General features: G+C 58.4%; 16 protein-coding genes and 1 riboswitch. Of the genes, 15 read left to right on the plus strand and 1 reads right to left on the minus strand.

Annotated features, from left to right (window positions below; translation table 11 throughout):
• The first annotated feature begins 5 nt into the window (after positions 1-5).
• The 8 genes from HJA_RS03840 (at position 6) to moaA (ending at position 7,845) form a co-directional block, all read left to right on the plus strand.
• Complete coding sequence (locus tag HJA_RS03840; RefSeq protein ID WP_051597329.1) at positions 6-503, plus strand: molybdenum cofactor biosynthesis protein MoaE; 498 nt, start codon at positions 6-8, stop codon at positions 501-503.
• Positions 481-1,026, plus strand: coding sequence for a molybdenum cofactor biosynthesis protein B (gene moaB / locus HJA_RS03845; protein ID WP_035578435.1), 546 nt, complete (start codon positions 481-483; stop codon positions 1,024-1,026). Before HJA_RS03840 ends, moaB begins: the two co-directional genes overlap by 23 nt.
• Positions 1,023-1,511, plus strand: a complete 489-nt coding sequence (gene moaC, locus HJA_RS03850; protein WP_035578437.1) for a cyclic pyranopterin monophosphate synthase MoaC — start codon at positions 1,023-1,025, stop codon at positions 1,509-1,511. The genes moaB and moaC overlap by 4 nt, the downstream gene beginning before the upstream one ends.
• The gene (locus HJA_RS03855; RefSeq protein ID WP_035578440.1) at positions 1,508-2,692 is read left to right on the plus strand and encodes a molybdopterin molybdotransferase MoeA; all 1,185 of its coding nucleotides are present in this window, start codon (positions 1,508-1,510) and stop codon (positions 2,690-2,692) included. The genes moaC and HJA_RS03855 overlap by 4 nt, the downstream gene beginning before the upstream one ends.
• A gap of 24 nt (positions 2,693-2,716) precedes the next feature.
• A complete protein-coding gene (locus HJA_RS03860; protein ID WP_035578443.1) occupies positions 2,717-3,094 on the plus strand; it encodes a limonene-1,2-epoxide hydrolase family protein in 378 nt (125 codons plus the stop codon).
• 139 nt (positions 3,095-3,233) lie between these two features.
• Positions 3,234-5,429, plus strand: a complete 2,196-nt coding sequence (locus HJA_RS03865; protein WP_035578897.1) for an adenosylcobalamin-dependent ribonucleoside-diphosphate reductase — start codon at positions 3,234-3,236, stop codon at positions 5,427-5,429.
• Between the two features lie 21 nt (positions 5,430-5,450).
• The gene (locus HJA_RS03870; RefSeq protein WP_035578446.1) at positions 5,451-6,647 is read left to right on the plus strand and encodes an NnrS family protein; all 1,197 of its coding nucleotides are present in this window, start codon (positions 5,451-5,453) and stop codon (positions 6,645-6,647) included.
• A gap of 82 nt (positions 6,648-6,729) precedes the next feature.
• Positions 6,730-6,861: riboswitch (molybdenum cofactor riboswitch) on the plus strand.
• On the plus strand, positions 6,853-7,845 hold the full coding sequence (gene moaA / locus HJA_RS03875; RefSeq protein WP_035578449.1) for a GTP 3',8-cyclase MoaA: 993 nt from the start codon (positions 6,853-6,855) through the stop codon (positions 7,843-7,845). Its footprint overlaps the riboswitch before it by 9 nt.
• Position 7,846: 1 nt before the next feature.
• On the opposite strand, the gene HJA_RS03880 is transcribed toward moaA, so the two are convergent.
• Positions 7,847-8,614: a cyclic nucleotide-binding domain-containing protein gene (locus tag HJA_RS03880; protein ID WP_035578453.1), complete on the minus strand. Its 768-nt coding sequence runs from the start codon at positions 8,612-8,614 to the stop codon at positions 7,847-7,849.
• Positions 8,615-8,927: 313 nt separating this feature from the next.
• Between HJA_RS03880 and HJA_RS03885 the strand changes: the two genes are divergently transcribed.
• From HJA_RS03885 to HJA_RS03915, 7 genes are read left to right on the plus strand one after another with little or no spacing between them, the layout of a single operon-like run.
• On the plus strand, positions 8,928-11,663 hold the full coding sequence (locus HJA_RS03885; RefSeq protein ID WP_051597330.1) for a nitrate/nitrite transporter: 2,736 nt from the start codon (positions 8,928-8,930) through the stop codon (positions 11,661-11,663).
• 12 nt (positions 11,664-11,675) lie between these two features.
• Positions 11,676-15,410: a nitrate reductase subunit alpha gene (locus HJA_RS03890; protein ID WP_035578459.1), complete on the plus strand. Its 3,735-nt coding sequence runs from the start codon at positions 11,676-11,678 to the stop codon at positions 15,408-15,410.
• Positions 15,407-16,936: a nitrate reductase subunit beta gene (gene narH, locus HJA_RS03895; RefSeq protein ID WP_035578462.1), complete on the plus strand. Its 1,530-nt coding sequence runs from the start codon at positions 15,407-15,409 to the stop codon at positions 16,934-16,936. The genes HJA_RS03890 and narH overlap by 4 nt, the downstream gene beginning before the upstream one ends.
• Positions 16,937-16,939: 3 nt before the next feature.
• The gene (gene narJ / locus HJA_RS03900; protein ID WP_035578465.1) at positions 16,940-17,623 is read left to right on the plus strand and encodes a nitrate reductase molybdenum cofactor assembly chaperone; all 684 of its coding nucleotides are present in this window, start codon (positions 16,940-16,942) and stop codon (positions 17,621-17,623) included.
• Positions 17,620-18,819 (plus strand): hypothetical protein, encoded by a 1,200-nt coding sequence (locus HJA_RS03905; RefSeq protein WP_035578470.1) that lies wholly within the window; start codon positions 17,620-17,622, stop codon positions 18,817-18,819. The genes narJ and HJA_RS03905 overlap by 4 nt, the downstream gene beginning before the upstream one ends.
• Positions 18,820-18,844: 25 nt before the next feature.
• Positions 18,845-19,615 (plus strand): respiratory nitrate reductase subunit gamma, encoded by a 771-nt coding sequence (narI, locus tag HJA_RS03910; RefSeq protein WP_199285793.1) that lies wholly within the window; start codon positions 18,845-18,847, stop codon positions 19,613-19,615.
• A complete protein-coding gene (locus HJA_RS03915; protein WP_035578472.1) occupies positions 19,612-20,745 on the plus strand; it encodes a peptidylprolyl isomerase in 1,134 nt (377 codons plus the stop codon). The genes narI and HJA_RS03915 overlap by 4 nt, the downstream gene beginning before the upstream one ends.
• Positions 20,746-20,753 lie beyond the last annotated feature (8 nt).

The raw sequence follows: 20,753 nt of genomic DNA on the forward strand, positions 1-20,753 counted from the left end.
CACGCATGAATGACATTCCGACAGGGGCGGTGGTTTGCGCCGAACTTGCCTTCACAAGCATAGAGTCTGCAGCCCGGTTGCAGGAGTTACGTCAACGCGCGATGGGGTATGGTGCGCTGGTTTCCTTTGAGGGCGTTGTGCGTCCGGTCACCAAGCAGGGCGAGCCGCTGGACCGGCTGATTCTGGACCACCATCCGCGTATGACCGTGTCTTCGCTCGAAAGGATTGCGAGGGAAGGGGCAGCGCGGTTCGATATATGTGCGCTCTCGGTGGTGCACCGGGCCGGTGCCATGGCACCCGGCGAGATTATCGTGCTGGTCGCCGTAGCAAGTGATCATCGCCGGGCTGCGTTCCAGTGTGCCGATTACCTGATGGACCGGCTGAAAACCGAGGCCGTTTTCTGGAAGCGCGAACAGGGTCCGTTCGGAGAGCGCTGGATTGAACCGACACAAAGAGACACCGAAGACCGGGAGAGATGGAATGAAGAGAAAACCGGGCATTGATGAAAGCCTTGAATTTTACCCGTTGAACATTGCCGTATTGACGGTGTCAGATTCGCGGACTGAAGAGACCGACACGTCCGGTGGGCTGCTGATCGAGCGCGCCAAAGAGTCCGGTCACACCCTTGTTGACCGGGCCATTGTGAAAGACGAGGTCTCCGACATTCGTGCGGTCGTCACGCGATGGATCGCTGATCCGGGGATCGATGTGGTGTTGACGACCGGCGGAACTGGATTCTCCCCACGGGATGTGACGCCGGAAGCGATCCGGCCTCTTTTCCGGCGCGAAATGGACGGCTTCTCGATCGTTTTCCACCAGGTCAGTCTTGGCACTGTCGGCGTATCAACATTGCAGTCGCGCGCTTTCGCCGGACAGGCAGGAGAGACCTTCATTTTCTGTGTGCCGGGCTCAACAGGGGCTTGCCGGGACGCCTGGGACAACGTGTTCGCGCTGGAGTTCGACAGCCGGTTCAGGCCGTGTTCACTGGTTGGCCAGATCGAACGTTATCGGGGGATCTGCCCATGACTGAGCTGACTCATCTTGACGCAGAAGGACGGGTGCAAATGGTAGATGTCGGCAACAAGGCCGCAAGCGTACGCCGCGCTGTCGCAAGCGGACGCGTGCGGTGTCAGGCTGCGACCCTCGCAATGGTCCGTGAGGGGCGCACGCCCAAGGGCGCGGTGATCACAACAGCCGAACTTGCAGGCATCATGGCAGCGAAACGTACGCATGAGCTGATCCCGCTCTGCCACCCGCTCGCGCTTAGCAAGGTCGCGGTCATCATCGAAATGAATGATGACTTGCCAGGATTTCGGCTGACAGCTGAGGCGCGCCTGACCGGGCAAACAGGTGTCGAGATGGAGGCACTGACGGCGGTCAGTGTCGCGGCACTGACACTCTACGACATGTTGAAAGCGGTCGATAAGGGGATCGTCATCGAGACGATCCGTCTGGAAGAGAAGAGTGGCGGCAAGTCCGGCGACTGGGCTGCAGGAGGCACAGTCTCATGATTGGGTTCGAGGAGGCCCTGGCCAGGGTCAAAGCAGCTGCGCGTCCACTGGGTTCCGAGATCGTTCCATTCGGGCAGGCGCCGGGGCGGATTCTGGCCGAGCCGGTCACCGCCCGCTTTCGTATGCCGCGCACAAATGTATCCGCGATGGATGGATATGCCGTTCGGGAGAGCGATCTCGGGGACCTTCCGTTCAGTCTGCCGGTTGCAGGGGAGAGCGCAGCGGGCGCCCCGCCCGGGCAGGCTCTGCCGGAGGGCAGCGCATATCGCATTTTTACTGGTGCGCCGGTGCCAGAAGGGGCAGATCGCGTCATCGTTCAGGAGAACACCGAGCGAGACGCTGAACGTGTGACATTTGTCCGCCCTCACGGACGCGGCCGGAACATTCGGACAGCCGGTTCAGATTTCCAGGCCGGAGATGTGCTTGTTCCGGCGGGTGTGGAGCTCGATTGGCGGGCGCTGACGACGGCGGCCGCGGCCGATCGGGCGGAACTGTGCGTGTATCGCCAACCGCGTGTTGTCATCCTCGCCACGGGCGATGAACTCGCCGCTCCGGGAGAGGCCCATGCCCGTGCAGGTGCCATTCCGGAGAGCGTTTCGCCGGGCATCGCCGCCTTCGTGCGCCAGCAAGGTGGTCACCTCGTCCGCCGTGAACGATTGCCGGATGAGCCGGATGTCTTGGCAAAAGCTGCCGCACGCGCGCTGGAGGAGGCTGACCTTGTTGTCATGATCGGCGGCGCGTCTGTCGGAGAACGTGATTTTTCCCGTTCCGTTTTTGCCGCGCCGCCTGATTATGTGTTCCCGAAAGTTGCGATCAAACCGGGCAAGCCTGTCTGGCTGGCCCATGTGAGCGATCGCCTGGTGATGGGACTGCCGGGAAACCCGACTTCGGCGCTTGTGACCGCGCGATTGTTTCTTGCGCCACTGCTTCGGGGACTTGGCGGCGGCGATGTGACGAAAGCCATGACGTTCAAGCAAGGCATTTGCGCAGATCCGCTCCCGGCTTGTGGGGATCGTGAGACCTTCCTGCGTGCGCGACGGGCTGACCATGGTCTCGTCCTGGCAGATTCGCAGGACTCCAGCAGCCAGAGGTCACTGGCCGTCTCAGATGCGCTTATTCGCAGACGGCCGGGCGCAAAAGCGGAGCCAGCCGGTGCAATGGTCGCGTTCATGGTGTTCTGAGATTTTCAAAACAAGGAGATTCCGATGACAGAAAATGAACGGACCATACGGAACTTTATAGCTGCCTGGTCGCGGCTCGATGTCGGTGAAATCGTCAGTTATTTTGCGGCAGATGGCGTTTATCACAATATGCCGTTCAAACCGGTCAGGGGACATGCGGCCCTGAAAGACTTCATTTCGAATTTCATAAGGGACTGGACAGGAACCGAGTGGGATATCCTGACCCTGGTCAGCGCTGGAGATGTCGTGGTGGCAGAGCGGCTGGACCGAACGAAACTTGGAGATCGTGCCGTTGATCTGCCCTGTTGCGGTATCTTCGAAATGCGTGACGGCAAGATTAGTCTCTGGCGGGATTATTTCGATTTGGCGACCTATACAAGCGGCGTATCGAAGGCTTCGTGAACGGCTGCTGATTGATCCTTGTCAAATCCGGATGCGGCAGATGTCGGAACACCCGGGAATACTGCGCACCCTGCGTCATGCCGCACCGAATCACAGAACCTGACCGTCCTTCCGAACACAAACGACAAGGATGATTGCCATGCCCTTTGACACGCCGCTCGCTGAAGAAATCTGGGACAAGAAGTATCGTTTCCGCTCCGAGGCCAGCGAAGACGCCGACCTTGCCGCCACGCTCGACCGTGTTGCAGACGCAGTGGCCAAGGCTGAAAAGCCAAGGAACCGCAAGATCTGGCGTACCAGGTTCCGTGAGGCGCTAACCGATTTCCGTTTCATTCCGGCCGGTCGGATCCTTGCCGGAGCCGGTACGGCACGCAATGTTACCCTGTTCAATTGTTTCGTCATGGGAACTGTCCCCGACAGCCTGCCGGGCATTTTTGACCATCTCCGGGAAGCCGCCATAACCATGCAGCAGGGCGGCGGGGTCGGTATGGATTTTTCCACGATCCGCCCGTCAGGCGCTCCGGTCATGGGCGTGGGCGCGCAGGCCTCCGGGCCACTCTCCTTTATGGACACCTGGGATGCGATGTGCCGGACCATCATGTCGGCCGGCCAACGGCGGGGGGCGATGATGGGGTGCCTCCAGATCGATCATCCCGACATCGAAGCTTTCATCGATGCCAAGCGAGATGGCGCAAGGTTCCGCAATTTCAATCTTTCCGTGCTGGTAACGGACGCCTTCATGGAAGCGCTGGAAGCCGGGAGTGACTGGGTGCTCACCTTCGACGGGCAGCCCTACCGCACAATTCCGGCATGTGAGCTCTGGGACCGGTTGATGCAGGCCACGTATGATGCTGCCGAACCGGGCGTGATCTTCATCGACCGGGTCAATGCGCTTAACAACCTGGCAGATATCGAGACGATAGCTGCATCCAACCCCTGCGGTGAGCAGATGCTGCCGCCATATGGCGCTTGCCTCCTGGGCTCGATCAATCTGGCACGATTGGTCAGGTCCCCGTTCGAAGAGGGGGCTGGAATCGACGAGGGCGAAATTGAAACGCTCACCGAAACCGCAATTCGCTTCCTTGATAATGTCATCGACATATCCCGCTTCCCACTCAAGGCTCAGGCGGAAGAGGCACGAGCCAAACGCCGGATCGGTCTCGGGATCACGGGGCTGGCAGACGCACTCATTTTCTGCGGTGCCGCATACGGGTCCGACGCTGCGGTTTCTTTGACTGAGCGGTGGATGGCCGCAATCAAGCGTGCGGCGTATCGGGCCTCGGCCGGTCTTGCGGCAGAGAAGGGGCCTTATCCCCTCTATGACAAGGCCATTCTCGAACGCCCCAATCTCAAGGGACTCGACGAAGATACGCGTACATTGATCGAGACACATGGCTTGCGCAATGGCTGCCTGACCTCAATCGCCCCGACCGGCACGACCTCCTTGCTTGCCGACAATGTCTCTTCCGGCGTCGAGCCGGTCTTTGCGTTCTCCTATTCCCGGAAAGTGCGTCAGGCGGATGGTACCAGTCTCGAAGAGCCTGTTACAGACTATGCACTTCGGGTCTGGCAACGCCTTTACGGTGACGCCATGCCGCCAGAAGATGTGTTTGTCAGTGCACAGACACTGGCGCCACAGGACCATCTGAGGATGCAGGCATGCGCACAACGCTTCATAGACAGCTCGATCTCCAAGACGGTGAATTGCCCGGCCGATATCGATTTTGAAGACTTCAAGAATGTTTACCGGGAAGGTTATAAGCTGGAGTGCAAGGGGCTGACCACCTACCGGCCGAATGCGATCACGGGTTCGGTCCTTTCGGTAGATGCAGCACCAGACACGGGCGGACCGGGAGAGACACCGCTGATACCGCGCGCGCGCAGGCTTGAAGGGGCGACGTATAAACTGAAATGGCCGCCGAGTGCCCATGCGGTCTATGTCACGATCAACGATACCGATGAGGGCCTAGGGCCGCAGCCTTTCGAGATCTTTGTCAATTCAAAAAACATGGATCATTATGCCTGGACACTGGCGCTGACACGTATGATTTCGGCTGTCTTCCGGCGCGGCGGCGATGTGAGTTTCGTTGCAGAAGAGCTTCAGGCGGTGTTCGATCCTCAGGGCGGTGCGTTCATGGACGGGCGTTACGTGCCCTCATTGCCCGCTGCCATCGGGCGGATTGTGGCCGAGCATCTTGGCGATTCTGGAAACACGGACGTCATATCAACCAGCCGTTCCGATGCGGCGTGTTGTCCGAAGTGCGGTCACAAGGCGCTGATCCGCAAGGAAGGTTGTGATACCTGTCTTGATTGCGGTCATTCCAAATGCGGTTAGGAAACAGGAAAGACGAGAGCCATGGTATCAAGTGCTGAAAGAATACGTGCCTATAGGGGACCAGCCCTGTTCAGTCTTGGCCTTCGCCCTTTCTTCCTGCTGGGGGCGATCTGGGCGGCAATTGCTGTGCCGCTCTGGATCGTCACCTATACGGTCGGACCGGGTGCGCTGCCTGTGGAGGCGGGGCTCGTCTTCCATATCCATGAAATGGTATTCGGTTACGGCTCGGCCATTGTCGCCGGCTTCCTCCTCACGGCAGTACCAAACTGGACAGGACGTCTCCCCGTTTGTGGCCTGCCGCTTATGCTCCTTGTGGCACTCTGGATCACCGGGCGGGCCGCCATGCTGTTCCAGCCGGGGCCTGTCTGGCTGCCGGGTGCGATTGAAAGCGCATTCCTTGTTGCCTTTGCCAGCCTAGTGTGGCGTGAGGTGATCGCGGGCAAGAATACTCGCAATCTGAAGGTCGCAGGGGCGGTCAGTGTACTGGCATTTGCCAATATCGGCTTTCACTGGGCGAACATTACAGTGGGAGGCTTGCCGCAAGTCGCCATTCGGACTGGGCTTGCGGCGCTAATATTCCTCATTCTGGTCATTGGAGGCAGAATTACTCCAAGTTTCACGCGCAACTGGCTTGGCAAGCAGGGCGGAGCGATGCCGGTGCCTTTCGGGCGATATGATGGCGCAACTCTGATCGTGTCTCTCGCCGCACTGGTGGCATGGTCGATATTTGCCGATACGTCTGCCGCCTCCGGACTGCTGGCGGGAGCGGGACTTCTGAATTTGGTTCGTGTTGCGCGGTGGCAGGTGCAGCGCACGCTTTCCGAACCGCTCGTCACCATTTTGCATGTGGGCTATGCATGGGCAGCGCTGGCACTTCTTCTGCTCGGTCTGAGTGGTCTGTTTCCAGCCGTGGTTCCTCGCGTTTCAGGTATTCACGCGGCTGGAGCAGGGGCAATCGGGGTGATGACCCTCGCCGTCATGACACGCGCAAGTCTTGGCCACACAGGACATGTGCTGAAAGCGGGGTGGGGAACTGTGCTGATCTACATCCTTGTGAATTCCGGCGCATTCGCGCGTGTTGCAGCCCCGTTTGTTGAGGCGCCGGTCCAGATGCATGTCAATCATGTGGCGAGCGCTCTCTGGTCAGGGGCCTTTGCGCTCTTTGCGATCATCTATGGTCCGAGATTGTCTGCGCCGAGGCCTGGACGGGGCTCTTGACCGGTCGGTACCAGTGACTTGACCCCAATCAATCGGTGGCGGCGCGCACATCAAAGACGCTCAGGCCCATCGGGCATAGGCTGACATAAATTCGCTCCGAGCCCTTCCGCCTAAAGCGCGTCTTTCCCCCAAGCGCCATGGCGGTCCGGCCGAAGGGCGACAGGGGAAACCCTGTCGCCTCCCGTGCTTGGAAAGGAGCCATGCGATGACTAATCACGGCGCTGCCGTGGCGGATAATTTTGGGCGCAGGTTCCGCTATTTGCGGCTATCGGTCACTGAAGTCTGTAATTTCCGCTGCACCTATTGCCTGCCAGATGGCTATCGCAAATCCGGACCAATGGATTTTCTGGCACCTGAAGAGGTGGAGCGGCTTGTTCGGGTGTTTGCGCAGCTGGGTATCCGTAAAGTGCGCCTGACCGGCGGAGAGCCGACGGTCCGCAAGGACCTCGCCCAATTGATTGCCTGTGTTTCAGCACAAACGGGGATCGACAAGGTCGCCCTGACAACGAATGGCTGGAATTTGTCCCGTCATGTGGATGAGTGGGTCGATGCCGGATTGACCAATCTCAATGTCAGCATGGATGCCCTGGACCGGGAGGCTTTTCATCGCATCACCGGTCATGACCGGCTCAATGATGTTCTGTCCGGCTTGGAGCGCGCACAAGCGCTTCCCCTAAACGCGGTGAAAGTGAATGCGGTCCTGCTACGCGACGGACTGGACGAAGATTTTTCGTCCTGGACCGGGTTTGTCCGCGAGCGTGCGATTTCCGTACGGTTCATCGAGTTGATGCGGACCGGCGACAACAAGGCGTTTTTCGACGCTCAGCACGTCAGCGGGCAGGTGTTGCGGCGGTGGCTGGAGGCAAATGGCTGGACACCGGCAGACCGCGGGGCGGATGATGGCCCGGCAGTCGAGTTCTCGCATCCGGACTATGTGGGCCGTATCGGTCTGATCGCGCCTTACGCGCCGGGCTTTTGTGATGGTTGCAATCGCCTGCGTGTAACAGCGCGCGGACAGCTGAGACTTTGCCTGTTCGGCCAAGGTGGACGCCCTTTGCGCGACCTGCTTTGTTCTGATGATCAGAGCGGGCTGCTCAAAGATCGCATTCTTGACGCTCTGGCATTCAAACCTGCCGCGCATGGTTTGCACAATTCAGACCCTGGCGACATCAGAAATCTGGCCCAGATGGGTGGTTAGTCTAGCCCTGGTCGAGCACACCTTGCTGGCGCTCGGTATAGGCCTTGCCGAGTGTGTTGCGGTCCTGCGCATAGTGATTGTCGATCAGGGGGCTTGGGCGTGCCAGACGTTCAAGAACGGTGACATTGCTGAAGCCAACCCGGGCTCCGTCAACGCTGACACCCTTGTCGGACAGTTTCGAAAAGGCGCGGGACAGGTTTTCCGGGGTCATGCCGAGAAGGGCAGCGAGCACCCGCTTTTCATGGGGGAGCACAATTTCGTCCTTGCCGCCCTGCCGGGCTCGCTGCGTAAGGAGGTAATTGGCAAGGCGCTCTGTTGAGTCGCGCAGTTTGTGATTCTTGATCGACCGGACCAGGCCGCGGTAGCAACCTGCAAGTTCCTCCGACACGGCGAATCCGAAGGCCGCATTTTCTTTCATACCGCGCCGAAGCGAGTCGCCTGGCACCATGAGGATTTCCGAGCGTTCCAGCGTGACCGCGCTCATCAGCGCATCGGACTCGAGCACCACGGCTGCGAGAATGAATGTTGAGACGGGCCGAAGGATGGCCAGCGTTGTGTCCTTGGACTTCCAGCCGGCGCCCAGTTCGACGGAGCCTTCCAGCAGGATGTAAAGGAAATCAACAGTGTCGCCTTCCATCAACAAGGTCGTGTTGGCGGGAAATCGCTGGAGGAATGCGCCATTGATTGCCGTGTTGAAGGTCTCGTCGTCGGCGTCTCTGAAAAATGATGTGTTTCGGACGCGTTCGGCGTCAGCGTTTCTAATAGCCATGCGTCCTCCAGAGACGCTAAAATTGAGTCATTTATTGAAATCAGCGTCGCTCGGTCTCTGCTGAAATCCCTCGTCAGGCTTAATCGCAACTTGATTAATGTCAAGCTAAAGCCCGGTTCATGTCGGGTCTGTCACCTACAGGCGTCACGTCGGAGCCAGAGCTTCGTCAGTCCGCCGAAGATTGATTTCAAACAGCGCGCACCAGCGAACATCCGGCAAGAGATCGCTTTACATATATCAAGGCGAAGCTTTGTTCCAGATGACACCGGTGTGACTCTAACCAATGAACTGATGCCCGAATGGGGGGCGAACTATGTCACGATCGACCGATATGTCCGTAAGAGGCGCCAATCGCGCATTGGGACTGACCACTTTCGCCTTCACGGCCTGCTTTGCCGTCTGGACAATATTTGCCATCCTCGGACTGCAGATCCAGAAGGAACTCGGACTGAATGAGACCCAGTTCGGGCTACTTGTCGGCACGCCTATCCTGACTGGGTCGCTGTCCAGACTGTTTCTGGGGATCTGGGCTGACCAGTATGGTGGCCGTATTGTGAATCTTGCGGTCATGTTGCTGTCGGCATTGGCAACCTGGCTTCTGACCTTCGCGACGACCTATCCGCAATTCCTTGTTGCTGCGCTCGGTATCGGGATCGCGGGCGGGTCATTTTCGGTCTCGATCACCTATGTTTCGAAATTCTTCGCACCGGACAAGCAAGGGTCGGCGCTTGGGATCGTCGGTGCGGGAAATGTCGGCGCGGCCGTGACCAAGTTTGCAGCCCCGATCGTCATGGCGTCGTTGGGCTGGAAGGGGGTCGCCAATGTCTGGGCGATCGGTCTTGTCATTGTTGCGCTTATCTTCTTCTTTCTGACCTCGGATGATCCGGAGCTCGCCGAACGGCGGCGCACTGGCACCAAGCCGCGCAGTTTCGCGTCTCAGTTTGAGCCTCTGCGCAATGTGCAGGTGTGGCGTTTCTCGCTCTATTACTTCTTCGTGTTTGGTTCTTTTGTGGCGCTTGCATTGTGGCTGCCGCGCTATCTGATCGGCGTTTACGGCTTCGATATCAAGACAGCAGGCATGCTGGCCGCAGCCTATTCGATCCCGGCATCCGTCTTCCGGATCTATGGAGGGCAATTGTCTGATCGGGTTGGTGCACGAACGGTCATGTACTGGACATTCCTGGTTTCGGTCGCGGTGACCTTTTTCCTGGCCTACCCGCCAACCTCCTATGTGATCGAAGGTGTCAAAGGCCCGATCAGCTTTCATCTGGCCACGGGACCTGTCGCTTTCGTCGTTGCGATCTTCGTGCTCGGATTTTTCATGAGCCTCGGCAAGGCAGCCGTCTACAAACATATTCCTGTCTACTATCCAAAAGATGTTGGGGCTGTTGGAGGCCTGGTCGGCCTTATGGGCGGACTTGGCGGATTCATCCTGCCCATTCTGTTCGGATTGCTCAACGATTTGACCGGGATCTGGACGAGCTGCTTCATGCTTTTGTTCCTGATCGTCTCTGCCTCGCTGATCTGGATGCACCTCGCCATCCGTCATATGGAACGCGAAGCCGTTGGCGAGACACTCGACTCGCTACCGCAATTGCCGGAGATGAAACCCATCCATGGCGAGCGGGAAGCGCGCGCGCTTGCGCCGAAGCTGATCCAGGACTGGCGACCGGAAGACCCGGAGTTCTGGGACACGACGGGCAAGAAGATCGCAAGCCGCAATCTCTGGCTTTCCATCCCGGCGCTGCTTCTGTCTTTCGCGGTCTGGATGGTCTGGTCGGTCGTTGTCGCCAAGCTTCCGCAGATCGGATTTGATTATTCGACTGACGAGCTGTTCTGGCTGGCAGCCCTGCCAGGTCTGTCAGGCGCAACGCTGCGCATATTCTACAGTTTCATGGTGCCGGTCTTTGGTGGACGGCTCTGGACCACGCTGACCACCTGGTCGCTGCTGGCGCCGGCACTCGGAATCGGTTTTGCGGTGCAGAACCCTGAAACGCCGTACTGGATCATGCTCGCCCTCGCACTGCTATGCGGCTTCGGAGGCGGAAACTTCGCATCCTCCATGTCCAATATCGGGTTCTTCTATCCGAAACGCGAGAAGGGCAATGCGCTGGCCATGAATGCCGGACTTGGAAACCTTGGCGTCAGCGCGATGCAGTTCATCGTGCCGCTGGTCATCACGTTCGGCGTGTTCGGCTTTCTGGGCGGCAAGCCGCAGCTGACCGGGGAAGGAGAGGAACTCTTCCTGCAGAACGCCGGTTTCATCTGGGTGCCGTTCATCATTGCAAGCGCATTTGCCGCGTGGTTCGGCATGAACGATCTGTCGAGTGCGAAAGCATCCTTCTCTGATCAGGCCATCATCTTCAAACGCAAGCACAACTGGATCATGTGCTGGCTTTATACGGGGACGTTCGGGTCGTTCATCGGCTTCTCGGCGGCCTTCCCGCTGCTGACAAGGACACAGTTTCCGGACGTGAACGTCCTGCAGATTGCCTTCCTCGGGCCGTTGGTCGGCGCATTGTCACGGTCCTTTACCGGCTGGATAGCAGACCGGTTCGGCGGGGCCCGTGTGACGCTGGTGGTATTCCTCCTGATGATGATTGGCACGGGCGGAGTGCTCTACTCCCTTGCGGTCAAGGATGCACCGGGAGCTTTCGCTGGTTTCTTCACCTCCTTCATCGTTCTTTTCTTCGCAACCGGTGTCGGAAATGCATCCACCTTCCAGATGATCCCTGCCATCATGCGCAAGGAGATAGACCGGCTGGAGCCGCAGATGAGTACGTCGGACCGCCTGCGCCAGTCTGAAAAGGAAAGTGCCGCCATCACAGGGTTCACCAGTGCAATAGCGGCCTACGGAGCATTCTTCATTCCAAAGAGTTTTGGCATGTCGCTCGCGGCTTCGGGGAGTGCCGCCCCGGCGCTTTATGGCTTCCTTGCCTTCTATGTGTCCTGCCTCCTCATAACCTGGTTCGTCTATGCGCGGCCCGGCGGTCTTCTCTTCGACATCGAGAACCGCAAAAGAACCGACCCTGCGACAGCTGCAGCCTAAAAGGATTATCCCATGAGCCATACACTCGACAGATTGACCTTCTTCCGGCGTCAAACAGAGACTTTCTCCGACAAGCATGGGGTGCTCAATGATGAGGACCGGACCTGGGAGGAGGCGTACAGGAACCGGTGGCGGCATGACAAGATCGTGCGCTCGACCCATGGTGTGAACTGCACGGGTTCGTGTTCATGGAAAATCTACGTCAAAGGCGGGATCGTTACCTGGGAAACGCAGCAGACAGACTATCCGAGGACCCGCGACGATCTTCCCAACCACGAACCACGTGGATGCGCGCGCGGAGCGAGCTACAGCTGGTATCTCTATTCGGCCAATCGTGTGAAATATCCGCTGATCCGGGCGCGCCTGCTCAAGTCATGGCGTAAGGCCCGCAAGACCCTGACGCCCGTCGCCGCGTGGAAATCCATTCAGGATGATCCGGCCAAACGGGAAGATTATACTTCCAAACGTGGCATGGGTGGTTTCGTCCGGGCGAAATGGGAGGAAGTTAATGAGATCATTGCTGCGGCCAACGCCCATACTGTCAAACAGTGGGGACCGGACCGGGTGTTTGGCTTCTCTCCGATCCCGGCCATGTCAATGGTCTCCTACGCAGCGGGTGCACGGTACCTCCAGCTTATTGGGGGAGTGACGGGATCCTTCTATGACTGGTACTGCGATCTGCCGCCAGCGAGCCCGCAGACATGGGGTGAGCAGACCGATGTTGCCGAAAGCGCAGACTGGTACAATTCGAATTTCCTGATTCTATGGGGATCGAACGTGCCCCAGACCCGCACACCTGACGCGCATTTCTATACCGAAGCGCGCTACAAGGGAGTCAAGTCGGTCGTCATCTGTCCAGACTATTCGGAAGCCTCGAAATTTTCAGACCTCTGGCTGGCCGCCAAACAGGGCACGGATGCTGCCCTCGGCATGGCCTTCGGTCATGTCATTCTGACCGAGTATCACCGCGACAGGGACGTGCCGTATTTCCGCGACTATGTGCGCCAGTACACAGATCTTCCGCTGCTGGTCCGTCTCGTACCCCAGGAAGACGGGTTCGTGCCGGAACGCCTGCTGCGAGCCTCCGACTTTGACAGGTCCCTCGGCGAAGATGCCAATCCCGATTGGAAGACGGTCGGGATCGACGAGACGACCGGCAAGGTCGTGGTGCCGAATGGCTCCATTGGCTTCCGGTGGGGCGACAAGGGAAAGTGGAACCTGGAGGAGAAAGAGAGCGGCGGCGCCGAGACGAAACTCCGGCTGGGCCTGAAAGGCGCCGAAGACGAGGTGGCAAGGGTCCGCTTCCCTTATTTTGCCAATACGGCCTCCAATGGTTTTGCCACCACCGACCATCCGGATGTGCTGATCCGGAATGTACCGGTCAGGAAAATGAAACTGGCGGACGGCACCGAAACGCTGGTTGCCTGTGTCTATGACCTGCTCATGGCCAATTATGGCGTGGATCAGGGGTATGGCGGCGAACATCTTGCCAGTTCCTATGATGACATGACGCCCTACACGCCGGCCTGGGCAGAAGCCATCACCTCGGTCCCGCGTGACAATATCATCGCAACGGCGCGGGGATTTGCCACCAATGCCGAGAAAACGAATGGCAAGTCCATGGTAATTATCGGTGCCGGCATGAACCACTGGTACCATATGGACATGAACTACCGCGCCGTGATGAACATGCTCATCCTTTGCGGCTGCATTGGACAATCCGGCGGCGGCTGGTCCCATTATGTCGGACAGGAAAAGCTTCGTCCGCAGACCGGATGGGCGCCTCTGGCCTTTGCAACAGACTGGGTCCGGCCACCGAGACAGCAAAACTCCACGTCTTTCTTCTATGCGCACACAGACCAATGGCGTTACGAGACTGTCCCGGTCGGCGAGATCCTGTCACCGACCGCCGAAGCAGGCGACTGGGCCGGCAGCTTCATCGACTACAACGCTAAGGCTGAGCGCATGGGTTGGCTGCCATCGGCTCCGGCACTGAAGACCAACCCGCTTGAAGTGGCTGCGCGCGCCAAAGCTGCAGGACAGGAGCCGAAAGACTATGTCGCAACGGCGCTGAAATCCGGCGAGCTGGAAATGTCCTGCATGGACCCCGACGATCCCCATAACTGGCCCCGCAACATGTTTGTCTGGCGCTCCAACCTGCTCGGGTCTTCCGGCAAGGGGCACGAATACTTCCTGAAGCACCTGCTGGGAACCGATCATGGCGTTCAAGGCAAGGACCTTGGAGAAATGGGCCAGGACAAGCCGCGGGATGTGACATGGCGTAACGAAGCTCCCCAGGGAAAGCTTGACCTGCTCGTCTGCATCGATTTCCGCATGTCCACGACGGCGGTTTACTCCGATATCGTGTTGCCGACCGCTACCTGGTACGAAAAGAATGATCTTAACACGTCCGATATGCACCCATTTATTCATCCTCTGGGAGCTGCGGTGGATCCGGCTTGGGAGAGCCGCACGGATTGGGACATTTTCAAGGGTATTGCGAAAACATTCTCTGAAGTCGCCCCTGAAGTCCTGGGCGTGGAAACGGATGTCGTTCTCAGCCCCATCCAGCATGACAGCGCTGGCGAGATGGCGCAAACGCATGGCGTGAAGGACTGGTACAAGGGCGAGTGTGATCCGGTGCCGGGCAAGACCATGCCGTCCGTTGTGCCGGTCACGCGTGATTATTCCCAGATTTATGCGAAGTTCACCTCGCTTGGTCCGCTCATGGACACGCTCGGCAATGGCGGCAAAGGGCTGGGGTGGAATACCGAGGATGAGGTTGAGAAGCTCTCTTCGCTCAATGGAAAAGTGCTCGATGAGACAGCGGCGAAAGGCCGCCCAAAAATTGAAACTGATATTGATGCGTGTGAAACGATCCTGATGCTGGCGCCAGAGACCAATGGTGAAGTTGCCGTCAAGGCCTGGGAGGCGCTGGAACACCAAACCGGGCGTGAACACACCCATCTTGCCCGTCCTAAGGAAGACGAAAAAATCCGTTTTCGTGATATTGTCGCGCAGCCGCGCAAGATCATCACTTCGCCGATCTGGTCCGGCATCGAGAGTGAGCATGTCAGCTACAATGCGGGATACACCAACGTCCACGAACTGATTCCGTGGCGTACGCTAACTGGCCGCCAGCAGCTATATCAGGATCACGACTGGATGCGGGCGTTCGGCGAGTCATTGGTCGTCTACAAACCGCCGGTTGACCTGAAGACACTGCATGTCAAGGGAGCCAAACCAAATGGCAACCCCGAAATCACGCTCAATTTCATAACGCCGCACCAGAAGTGGGGCATCCACTCGACCTATACCGACAACCTCCTGATGCTGACGCTCAATCGCGGCGGACCGGTCGTATGGGTGTCAGAGGTTGATGCCAAGCGCGCTGGGATTGTCGACAATGACTGGGTCGAGGTCTTCAACGTGAACGGGGCGTTGACTGCTCGGGCGGTCGTCTCCCAACGGATCCGTGAAGGGACCATGTTCATGTATCACGCACAGGAGAAGATCGTGAACACACCAGGATCCGAGATCACCGGCAAGCGGGGCGGTATCCACAATTCTGTCACCCGAGCGATCCTCAAGCCCACCCATATGATCGGCGGCTATGCCCAGCTTTCGTATGGCTTCAATTATTACGGCACCGTCGGGTCTAACCGAGACGAATTCATCATCCTCCGGAAGATGAACAATGTCGACTGGCTGGATGCGCCTGCTGCTCAACTGGAGGGTTCAAAATGAAAATTCGTGCACAGATAGGGATGGTCCTAAATCTGGACAAATGCATCGGGTGCCACACCTGCTCGGTGACCTGCAAGAATGTCTGGACCAGCCGGGAAGGTGTTGAATACGCCTGGTTCAATAATGTCGAGACCAAGCCTGGCATCGGCTTCCCCAAAGACTGGGAGAACCAGAAGCGATGGAACGGGGGGTGGCGGCGCAAGAAGAATGGCCGGATCGAGCCCAGAATGGGAGCGAAGTGGCGGATCCTTGCCAAGATCTTCGCCAACCCGGACTTGCCGGAGATTGACGATTATTATGAACCGTTCGACTTCGATTATGCTCATCTCCAGACCGCACCGGAAATGAAGGCGTTTCCAACAGCGCGGCCGCGTTCGAAGATCTCCGGCGAGCGCATGGAGAAGATCAAGTGGGGGCCGAACTGGGAGGAAATTCTTGGTGGCGAGTTCGAAAAACGAAGCCAGGATTACAATTTCGAAGGTGTAGAAAAGGCGATTTACGGCGCCTTTGAAGAAACCTTCATGATGTACCTGCCGCGTCTGTGCGAGCACTGCCTCAATCCGACCTGTGTTGCGGCTTGCCCCTCGGGGGCAATCTACAAGCGCGAGGAAGACGGCATTGTCCTGATCGACCAGGACAAGTGCCGCGGCTGGCGGATGTGTGTTTCAGCGTGTCCCTACAAGAAGGTCTATTACAATTGGGAGAGCGGCAAATCGGAGAAGTGCACCTTCTGCTATCCGCGTATGGAAGTCGGCCAGCCAACCGTGTGTTCGGAAACATGTGTCGGGCGAATCCGTTATCTGGGTGTGCTGCTCTATGATGCAGACAGGATCGAGGCCGCTGCCAGTACGCCGGATGAGCAGGACCTGTACCAGGCTCAACTTGACGTCTTCCTGGATCCCAACGACCCCAAAGTCATCGAACAGGCCCGCGCTGATGGTGTTCCGGAGGCCTGGCTCAGAGCCGCGCAGCAAAGTCCGGTCTACAAGATGGCGATGGAGTGGAAGGTCGCCTTTCCGCTCCATCCTGAATATCGCACATTGCCGATGGTCTGGTATGTCCCGCCGCTGTCGCCGATCCAGTCGGCGCTTGCCGCCGGGGCACTGGAAAGCGACGCAGACATGCCGGAGGTCGCATCAATGCGCATCCCGGTGCGTTACCTCGCGAACCTTCTGACGGCAGGCAAGGAAGAACCCATCGTCGCTGCGCTCGAACGCATGATGGCGATGCGTAAATACATGCGCGCCAAGTCGGTTGAGGGTGTCGTCGACCATCCGACGGCAGAACGCGTTGGGTTAAGCGCGGCTCAGGTCGACGAGATGTACCGCTATATGGCAATCGCCAACTATGAGGATCGGTTCGTAATCCCGACGACTCACCGCGAAACCAGTGAGGACGCCTACGGTCTTCGGGGGGGATGCGGTTTCACATTCGGGAACGATTGTTCAGGCGGGCGGACAGAACTGGGCTTGTTCGGCAAGGACAAGCGCCCGCGGGCAAAAACCAAGACACCCATGGAGATCTGACCAATGGCAAAGACTTACCGAGCACTCTCTCGTCTCCTGTCTTATCCGGAGGAACAGCTCCAGGCTGAGGCAAGACTGTGCGTAGATGTGGTGCGGCAGGAAGGCCTCGTGCCGGAACGTATCGTAAATTCACTCGGAAAGCTGGCTGAACATATAACCAGCCATGATCTGTACACCGTCCAGGCGGCCTATGTGGACTTGTTCGACAGAACACGGAGCGTATCATTGCATCTGTATGAGCACGTCCATGGCGAAAGCCGTGAACGCGGGCCGGCCATGGTCGGACTGGTTGAGCTGTACCGGACGCATGGCCTGGAAATGGAGGTCAGCGACCTGCCGGACTATCTTCCGGTGTTCCTCGAGTTTCTCTCGATACTGCCCGAACCAGATGCTGCCTCGCTTATTGGTGAAGCCGCGCATGTTCTCGAGGCGATCGCCGAACGTCTCAAGACGCGGCGCAGTCCCTACCGGGCCGTTTTCGGGGCCTTGCTGGCGATATCAGACCGCCCGGCGGATCAGGCTGCTGTGGAGAGTCTGCTTGCGATCAAGGACGATGACCCCAGCGATTTGGAAGCATTGGACAAGGCCTGGGAGGAAGAAGCTGTAACCTTTGGTCCTGGGCCGGAAAAGGATGGCTGCCCAAAGGCGCAGGCCATGCTCAACACAATGCAGGGAACCAGGCAATGACACGCGTTCTCTCAGCCGGACTTCCCGCGCTGGCTATGCTTATGCTGGTTGATCCAGCGCAGGCGCAGGAGACCGGGCACAACGTCAAACCGATTCTGGATCTCCGGCTTCGTGCTGAAGAGGTCGACCAGGATGGTCTCGACAGCACGCTGGCGCTGACCCTTGCAGGTCGGTTCGGGCTTGACGCGAAGTTCACCAATGGCTGGGGTGCGCTCATCGAAGGCGAAGCCGTTGGGCATTTAACCAGTGATTTTTCCGATACGGTGGACACGGTACCTGGAAAGGCGGTGATCGCAGATCCTGAAGCATTCGAACTGAACCGTTTGCAGATCAGCTGGAAAGGCGAGGAAGCGAATGCCACGCTTGGCCGCCAAAGGATCATTTTCGATGATGCCCGTTTTGTCGGCAATGTCGGCTTCCGCCAGAATGAGCAGACCTTCGATGCTGTCCGGTTTGGTTTTTCCGGCTTCCGGAATGTCAGTCTGGACTATGTATATATCGACAAGGTGCAGCGCATTTTTGGCGACGAGAGCCCTGCGGGGGAGTTCGAAAGCGATTCCCATATTGTGCATGCCAGCGGTGCGACCGCAATCGGTGACTTTGTGCTGACCGGGTTGTTTCTCGATTTCGATGAATCGGCCGCTGCCTCCGGACAGACGCTGGCACTTGGCTGGTCCGACTCCTGGAAACTGGAGGTGGGCAGGTTCGGTCTGAATGCCAGGTTTGCGCAGCAGAGCGAATATAATGGAAGAGGCCCTGGGCAGGAACTTGGTTATCAAGCCTATGGTGCGAGTTTCGCAAGAGGCGACCTCACGCTCGTTGGCGGCGTCGAAATCCTTGAAGGCGCCGGCGGACGCGGGTTCGCAACCCCGCTGGCCACCTTGCATGCCTTTCAAGGGTGGGCGGATGTATTCCTCAATACGCCTGCCGCAGGCGTTCGCGATTCGAGCCTGGGGCTGAAAGGCGGCGGGCTCGATCTGGTCGATGGGGCCAAGCCAGCCAGCTGGGCAGTCTTTTACCATGATTTCGACAGCGACAATGGCGACCTGTCCTATGGATCGGAGTTCGATGCGGTCTTCCGTATGCCGGTCAAAGACTGGCTCACTTTTGAAGCCAAAGGAGCTGTTTTCAGTGGCTCAGACAATGGCCCTGCGAACAGGACAAAATTCTGGGTGGCGCTGGAAACGCGCTTCTAGCCACCCAAAGTAAAGGAGGCCAGTCATGGCTCAGGAACATGTGAGTACAATTGCCAGCGCCGGCTGGTTCGACCAGGCCATGTTTGGCTATTACCCCTATATCGCGCTTGCTGTGCTGGCTATCGGGTCAGTACTCCGTTTCGACCGTGAACCTTACACCTGGCGTTCGGGATCGTCGCAGCTTCTGCGCCGCAAGCAGCTGGTGACGGGTTCTGTGCTTTTCCATGTTGGTGTGCTGGTTATATTCGGGGGACACTTAGTCGGCCTCCTGACGCCGATTGCAGTCTTCGATGCACTCGGTATCAGTCACGGCGCCAAGCAGATTCTTGCAATGGTAGCGGGTGGCGTTGCGGGTGGCTTTGCCATTATCGGTGCACTGATCCTTCTGCACCGGCGTCTTTTTGACCCTCGGATCCGCGCGACATCCAGTTTTGGCGACACGGCGATCCTGGCCCTCCTGACTGTGCAACTCACGCTCGGCTTGTCCACGATCCCGCTGTCGGCGCAGCATCTCGATGGCTCGGAGATGGTAAAGTTCATGAGTTGGGCGCAAGGCATATTCACTTTCCAGCCGGGTTCAGCGGACTATATTTCGGGTGTGCATTGGGTATTCAAAGCGCATTTGATTGTCGGTCTGACCATCTTTCTGGTGTTCCCGTTCACACGTCTGGTTCACATGCTTTCTGCTCCTGTCTGGTATCTTGGGCGGCGCGGGTGGCAATTGGTTCGCACACGCCGCGATATCAAGGCGGACAAGGCCCGGGCAGCAGACGTTGCGGCGCGGAGGGTGTCATGAGTATGGCTGTGGCAGTTTTCCACGGTGTCGAAGTCCCCGAGAGCCTTCTGGCGTCCGAGCTTCAGAACCATCAGGCGCCGAGTTTGGCAGAAGCACGCGCTCTGGCGGGGCGGGCACTTGCCGCCAAGGCCGTGCTGCTCGCTCGAGGCCGGGCGCTTGGTCTTGAGGCTGTGCCGGAAAAAAATTCCGAAGGGCAGGAGGAAACTTGCGATGAAGCATTGATACGGACCGTCCTCAGTGAGGAAGTCGATGCTGAACCACCCACCGACGAAGCCGTTCGCGCTGTGTACGAGGAAAATCCCGAGGGGTTTCGTTCACCGCCGCTCCTTGAAGCATCGCATATTCTGATTGCGCCCGCAGAAGCCAGCCCTGCGGCCGTGCAAATTGCGCAGCAAGAGGCGCGGAAGCTGATTTCAGACCTTGAGGCAGATCCGTCCGGGTTTGCGAGACTGGCAGTGAACAAGTCAGCATGTCCGTCGGCGGCGGAAGGCGGTAGTCTTGGCCAGCTCCGCCCGGGTGATGTGCTGCCGTCCATCTGGTCCGTGCTCAATGACATGGATACAGGTGCAATTTGCCCGGAACCTGTGCTCAGCGAACATGGCTGGCATATCTTGCGGCTGGACCATCGGTCTGATGGCGAACGCCTGCCGTTCGACTATGTGCGTCCGCATATTGCGATGCAGCTGGAAGCGCGGGCCTGGACAAGAGCGGCCGCCGTTTATGTCGATCGCCAGCTCGCTGCCTCTTCTGAACGCCCGGGCCTTTGCCTGACGGAAACAGGGGGGCTTTCTGATGGAACCGGGAATGTCAAGAAAGCTGACGGACTCCTGGGGCAAGCTCTGAAGGATGTTGAACAAGCATATGAGGCGCTTGGCGCCGCCGTCCGGGAGCGGCTCGATCTTGCTGCTTCCGGTGATGGGAACAGTGCAACTGCGCTTCTCTCCCGGATGATCCGGACGTTTTTGTCCAAAGCCGATGATGAAACCTGGACACAGCTGATCTCGCGTTTGCGCGACAGTGATACGCCGCTCCCGGACTGCCTCGAACTGATTGTCATCCACCAGCTTCCACCGGTGCACAAGACACACACGCTGATCACAACACGACACGGGCCGCGAACGACCCCTTAGGGAAAGGA

Source organism: Hyphomonas jannaschiana VP2 (assembly GCF_000685215.1).
Lineage (GTDB): Bacteria > Pseudomonadota > Alphaproteobacteria > Caulobacterales > Hyphomonadaceae > Hyphomonas > Hyphomonas jannaschiana.

Bases quoted from the DNA above. Each gene is read 5' to 3' on its own strand.
- narH (WP_035578462.1), top strand. From the start codon at position 15,407: ATGAAAATTCGTGCACAGATAGGGATGGTCCTAAATCTGGACAAATGC.
- narJ (WP_035578465.1), top strand. From the start codon at position 16,940: ATGGCAAAGACTTACCGAGCACTCTCTCGTCTCCTGTCTTATCCGGAG.
- HJA_RS03870 (WP_035578446.1), top strand. From the start codon at position 5,451: ATGGTATCAAGTGCTGAAAGAATACGTGCCTATAGGGGACCAGCCCTG.
- narI (WP_199285793.1), top strand. From the start codon at position 18,845: ATGGCTCAGGAACATGTGAGTACAATTGCCAGCGCCGGCTGGTTCGAC.
- HJA_RS03890 (WP_035578459.1), top strand. From the start codon at position 11,676: ATGAGCCATACACTCGACAGATTGACCTTCTTCCGGCGTCAAACAGAG.
- HJA_RS03860 (WP_035578443.1), top strand. From the start codon at position 2,717: ATGACAGAAAATGAACGGACCATACGGAACTTTATAGCTGCCTGGTCG.
- HJA_RS03905 (WP_035578470.1), top strand. From the start codon at position 17,620: ATGACACGCGTTCTCTCAGCCGGACTTCCCGCGCTGGCTATGCTTATG.
- HJA_RS03880 (WP_035578453.1), bottom strand. From the start codon at position 8,614: ATGGCTATTAGAAACGCTGACGCCGAACGCGTCCGAAACACATCATTT.
- HJA_RS03915 (WP_035578472.1), top strand. From the start codon at position 19,612: ATGAGTATGGCTGTGGCAGTTTTCCACGGTGTCGAAGTCCCCGAGAGC.
- moaB (WP_035578435.1), top strand. From the start codon at position 481: ATGAAGAGAAAACCGGGCATTGATGAAAGCCTTGAATTTTACCCGTTG.
- HJA_RS03840 (WP_051597329.1), top strand. From the start codon at position 6: ATGAATGACATTCCGACAGGGGCGGTGGTTTGCGCCGAACTTGCCTTC.
- moaC (WP_035578437.1), top strand. From the start codon at position 1,023: ATGACTGAGCTGACTCATCTTGACGCAGAAGGACGGGTGCAAATGGTA.
- HJA_RS03885 (WP_051597330.1), top strand. From the start codon at position 8,928: ATGTCACGATCGACCGATATGTCCGTAAGAGGCGCCAATCGCGCATTG.
- moaA (WP_035578449.1), top strand. From the start codon at position 6,853: ATGACTAATCACGGCGCTGCCGTGGCGGATAATTTTGGGCGCAGGTTC.
- HJA_RS03865 (WP_035578897.1), top strand. From the start codon at position 3,234: ATGCCCTTTGACACGCCGCTCGCTGAAGAAATCTGGGACAAGAAGTAT.
- HJA_RS03855 (WP_035578440.1), top strand. From the start codon at position 1,508: ATGATTGGGTTCGAGGAGGCCCTGGCCAGGGTCAAAGCAGCTGCGCGT.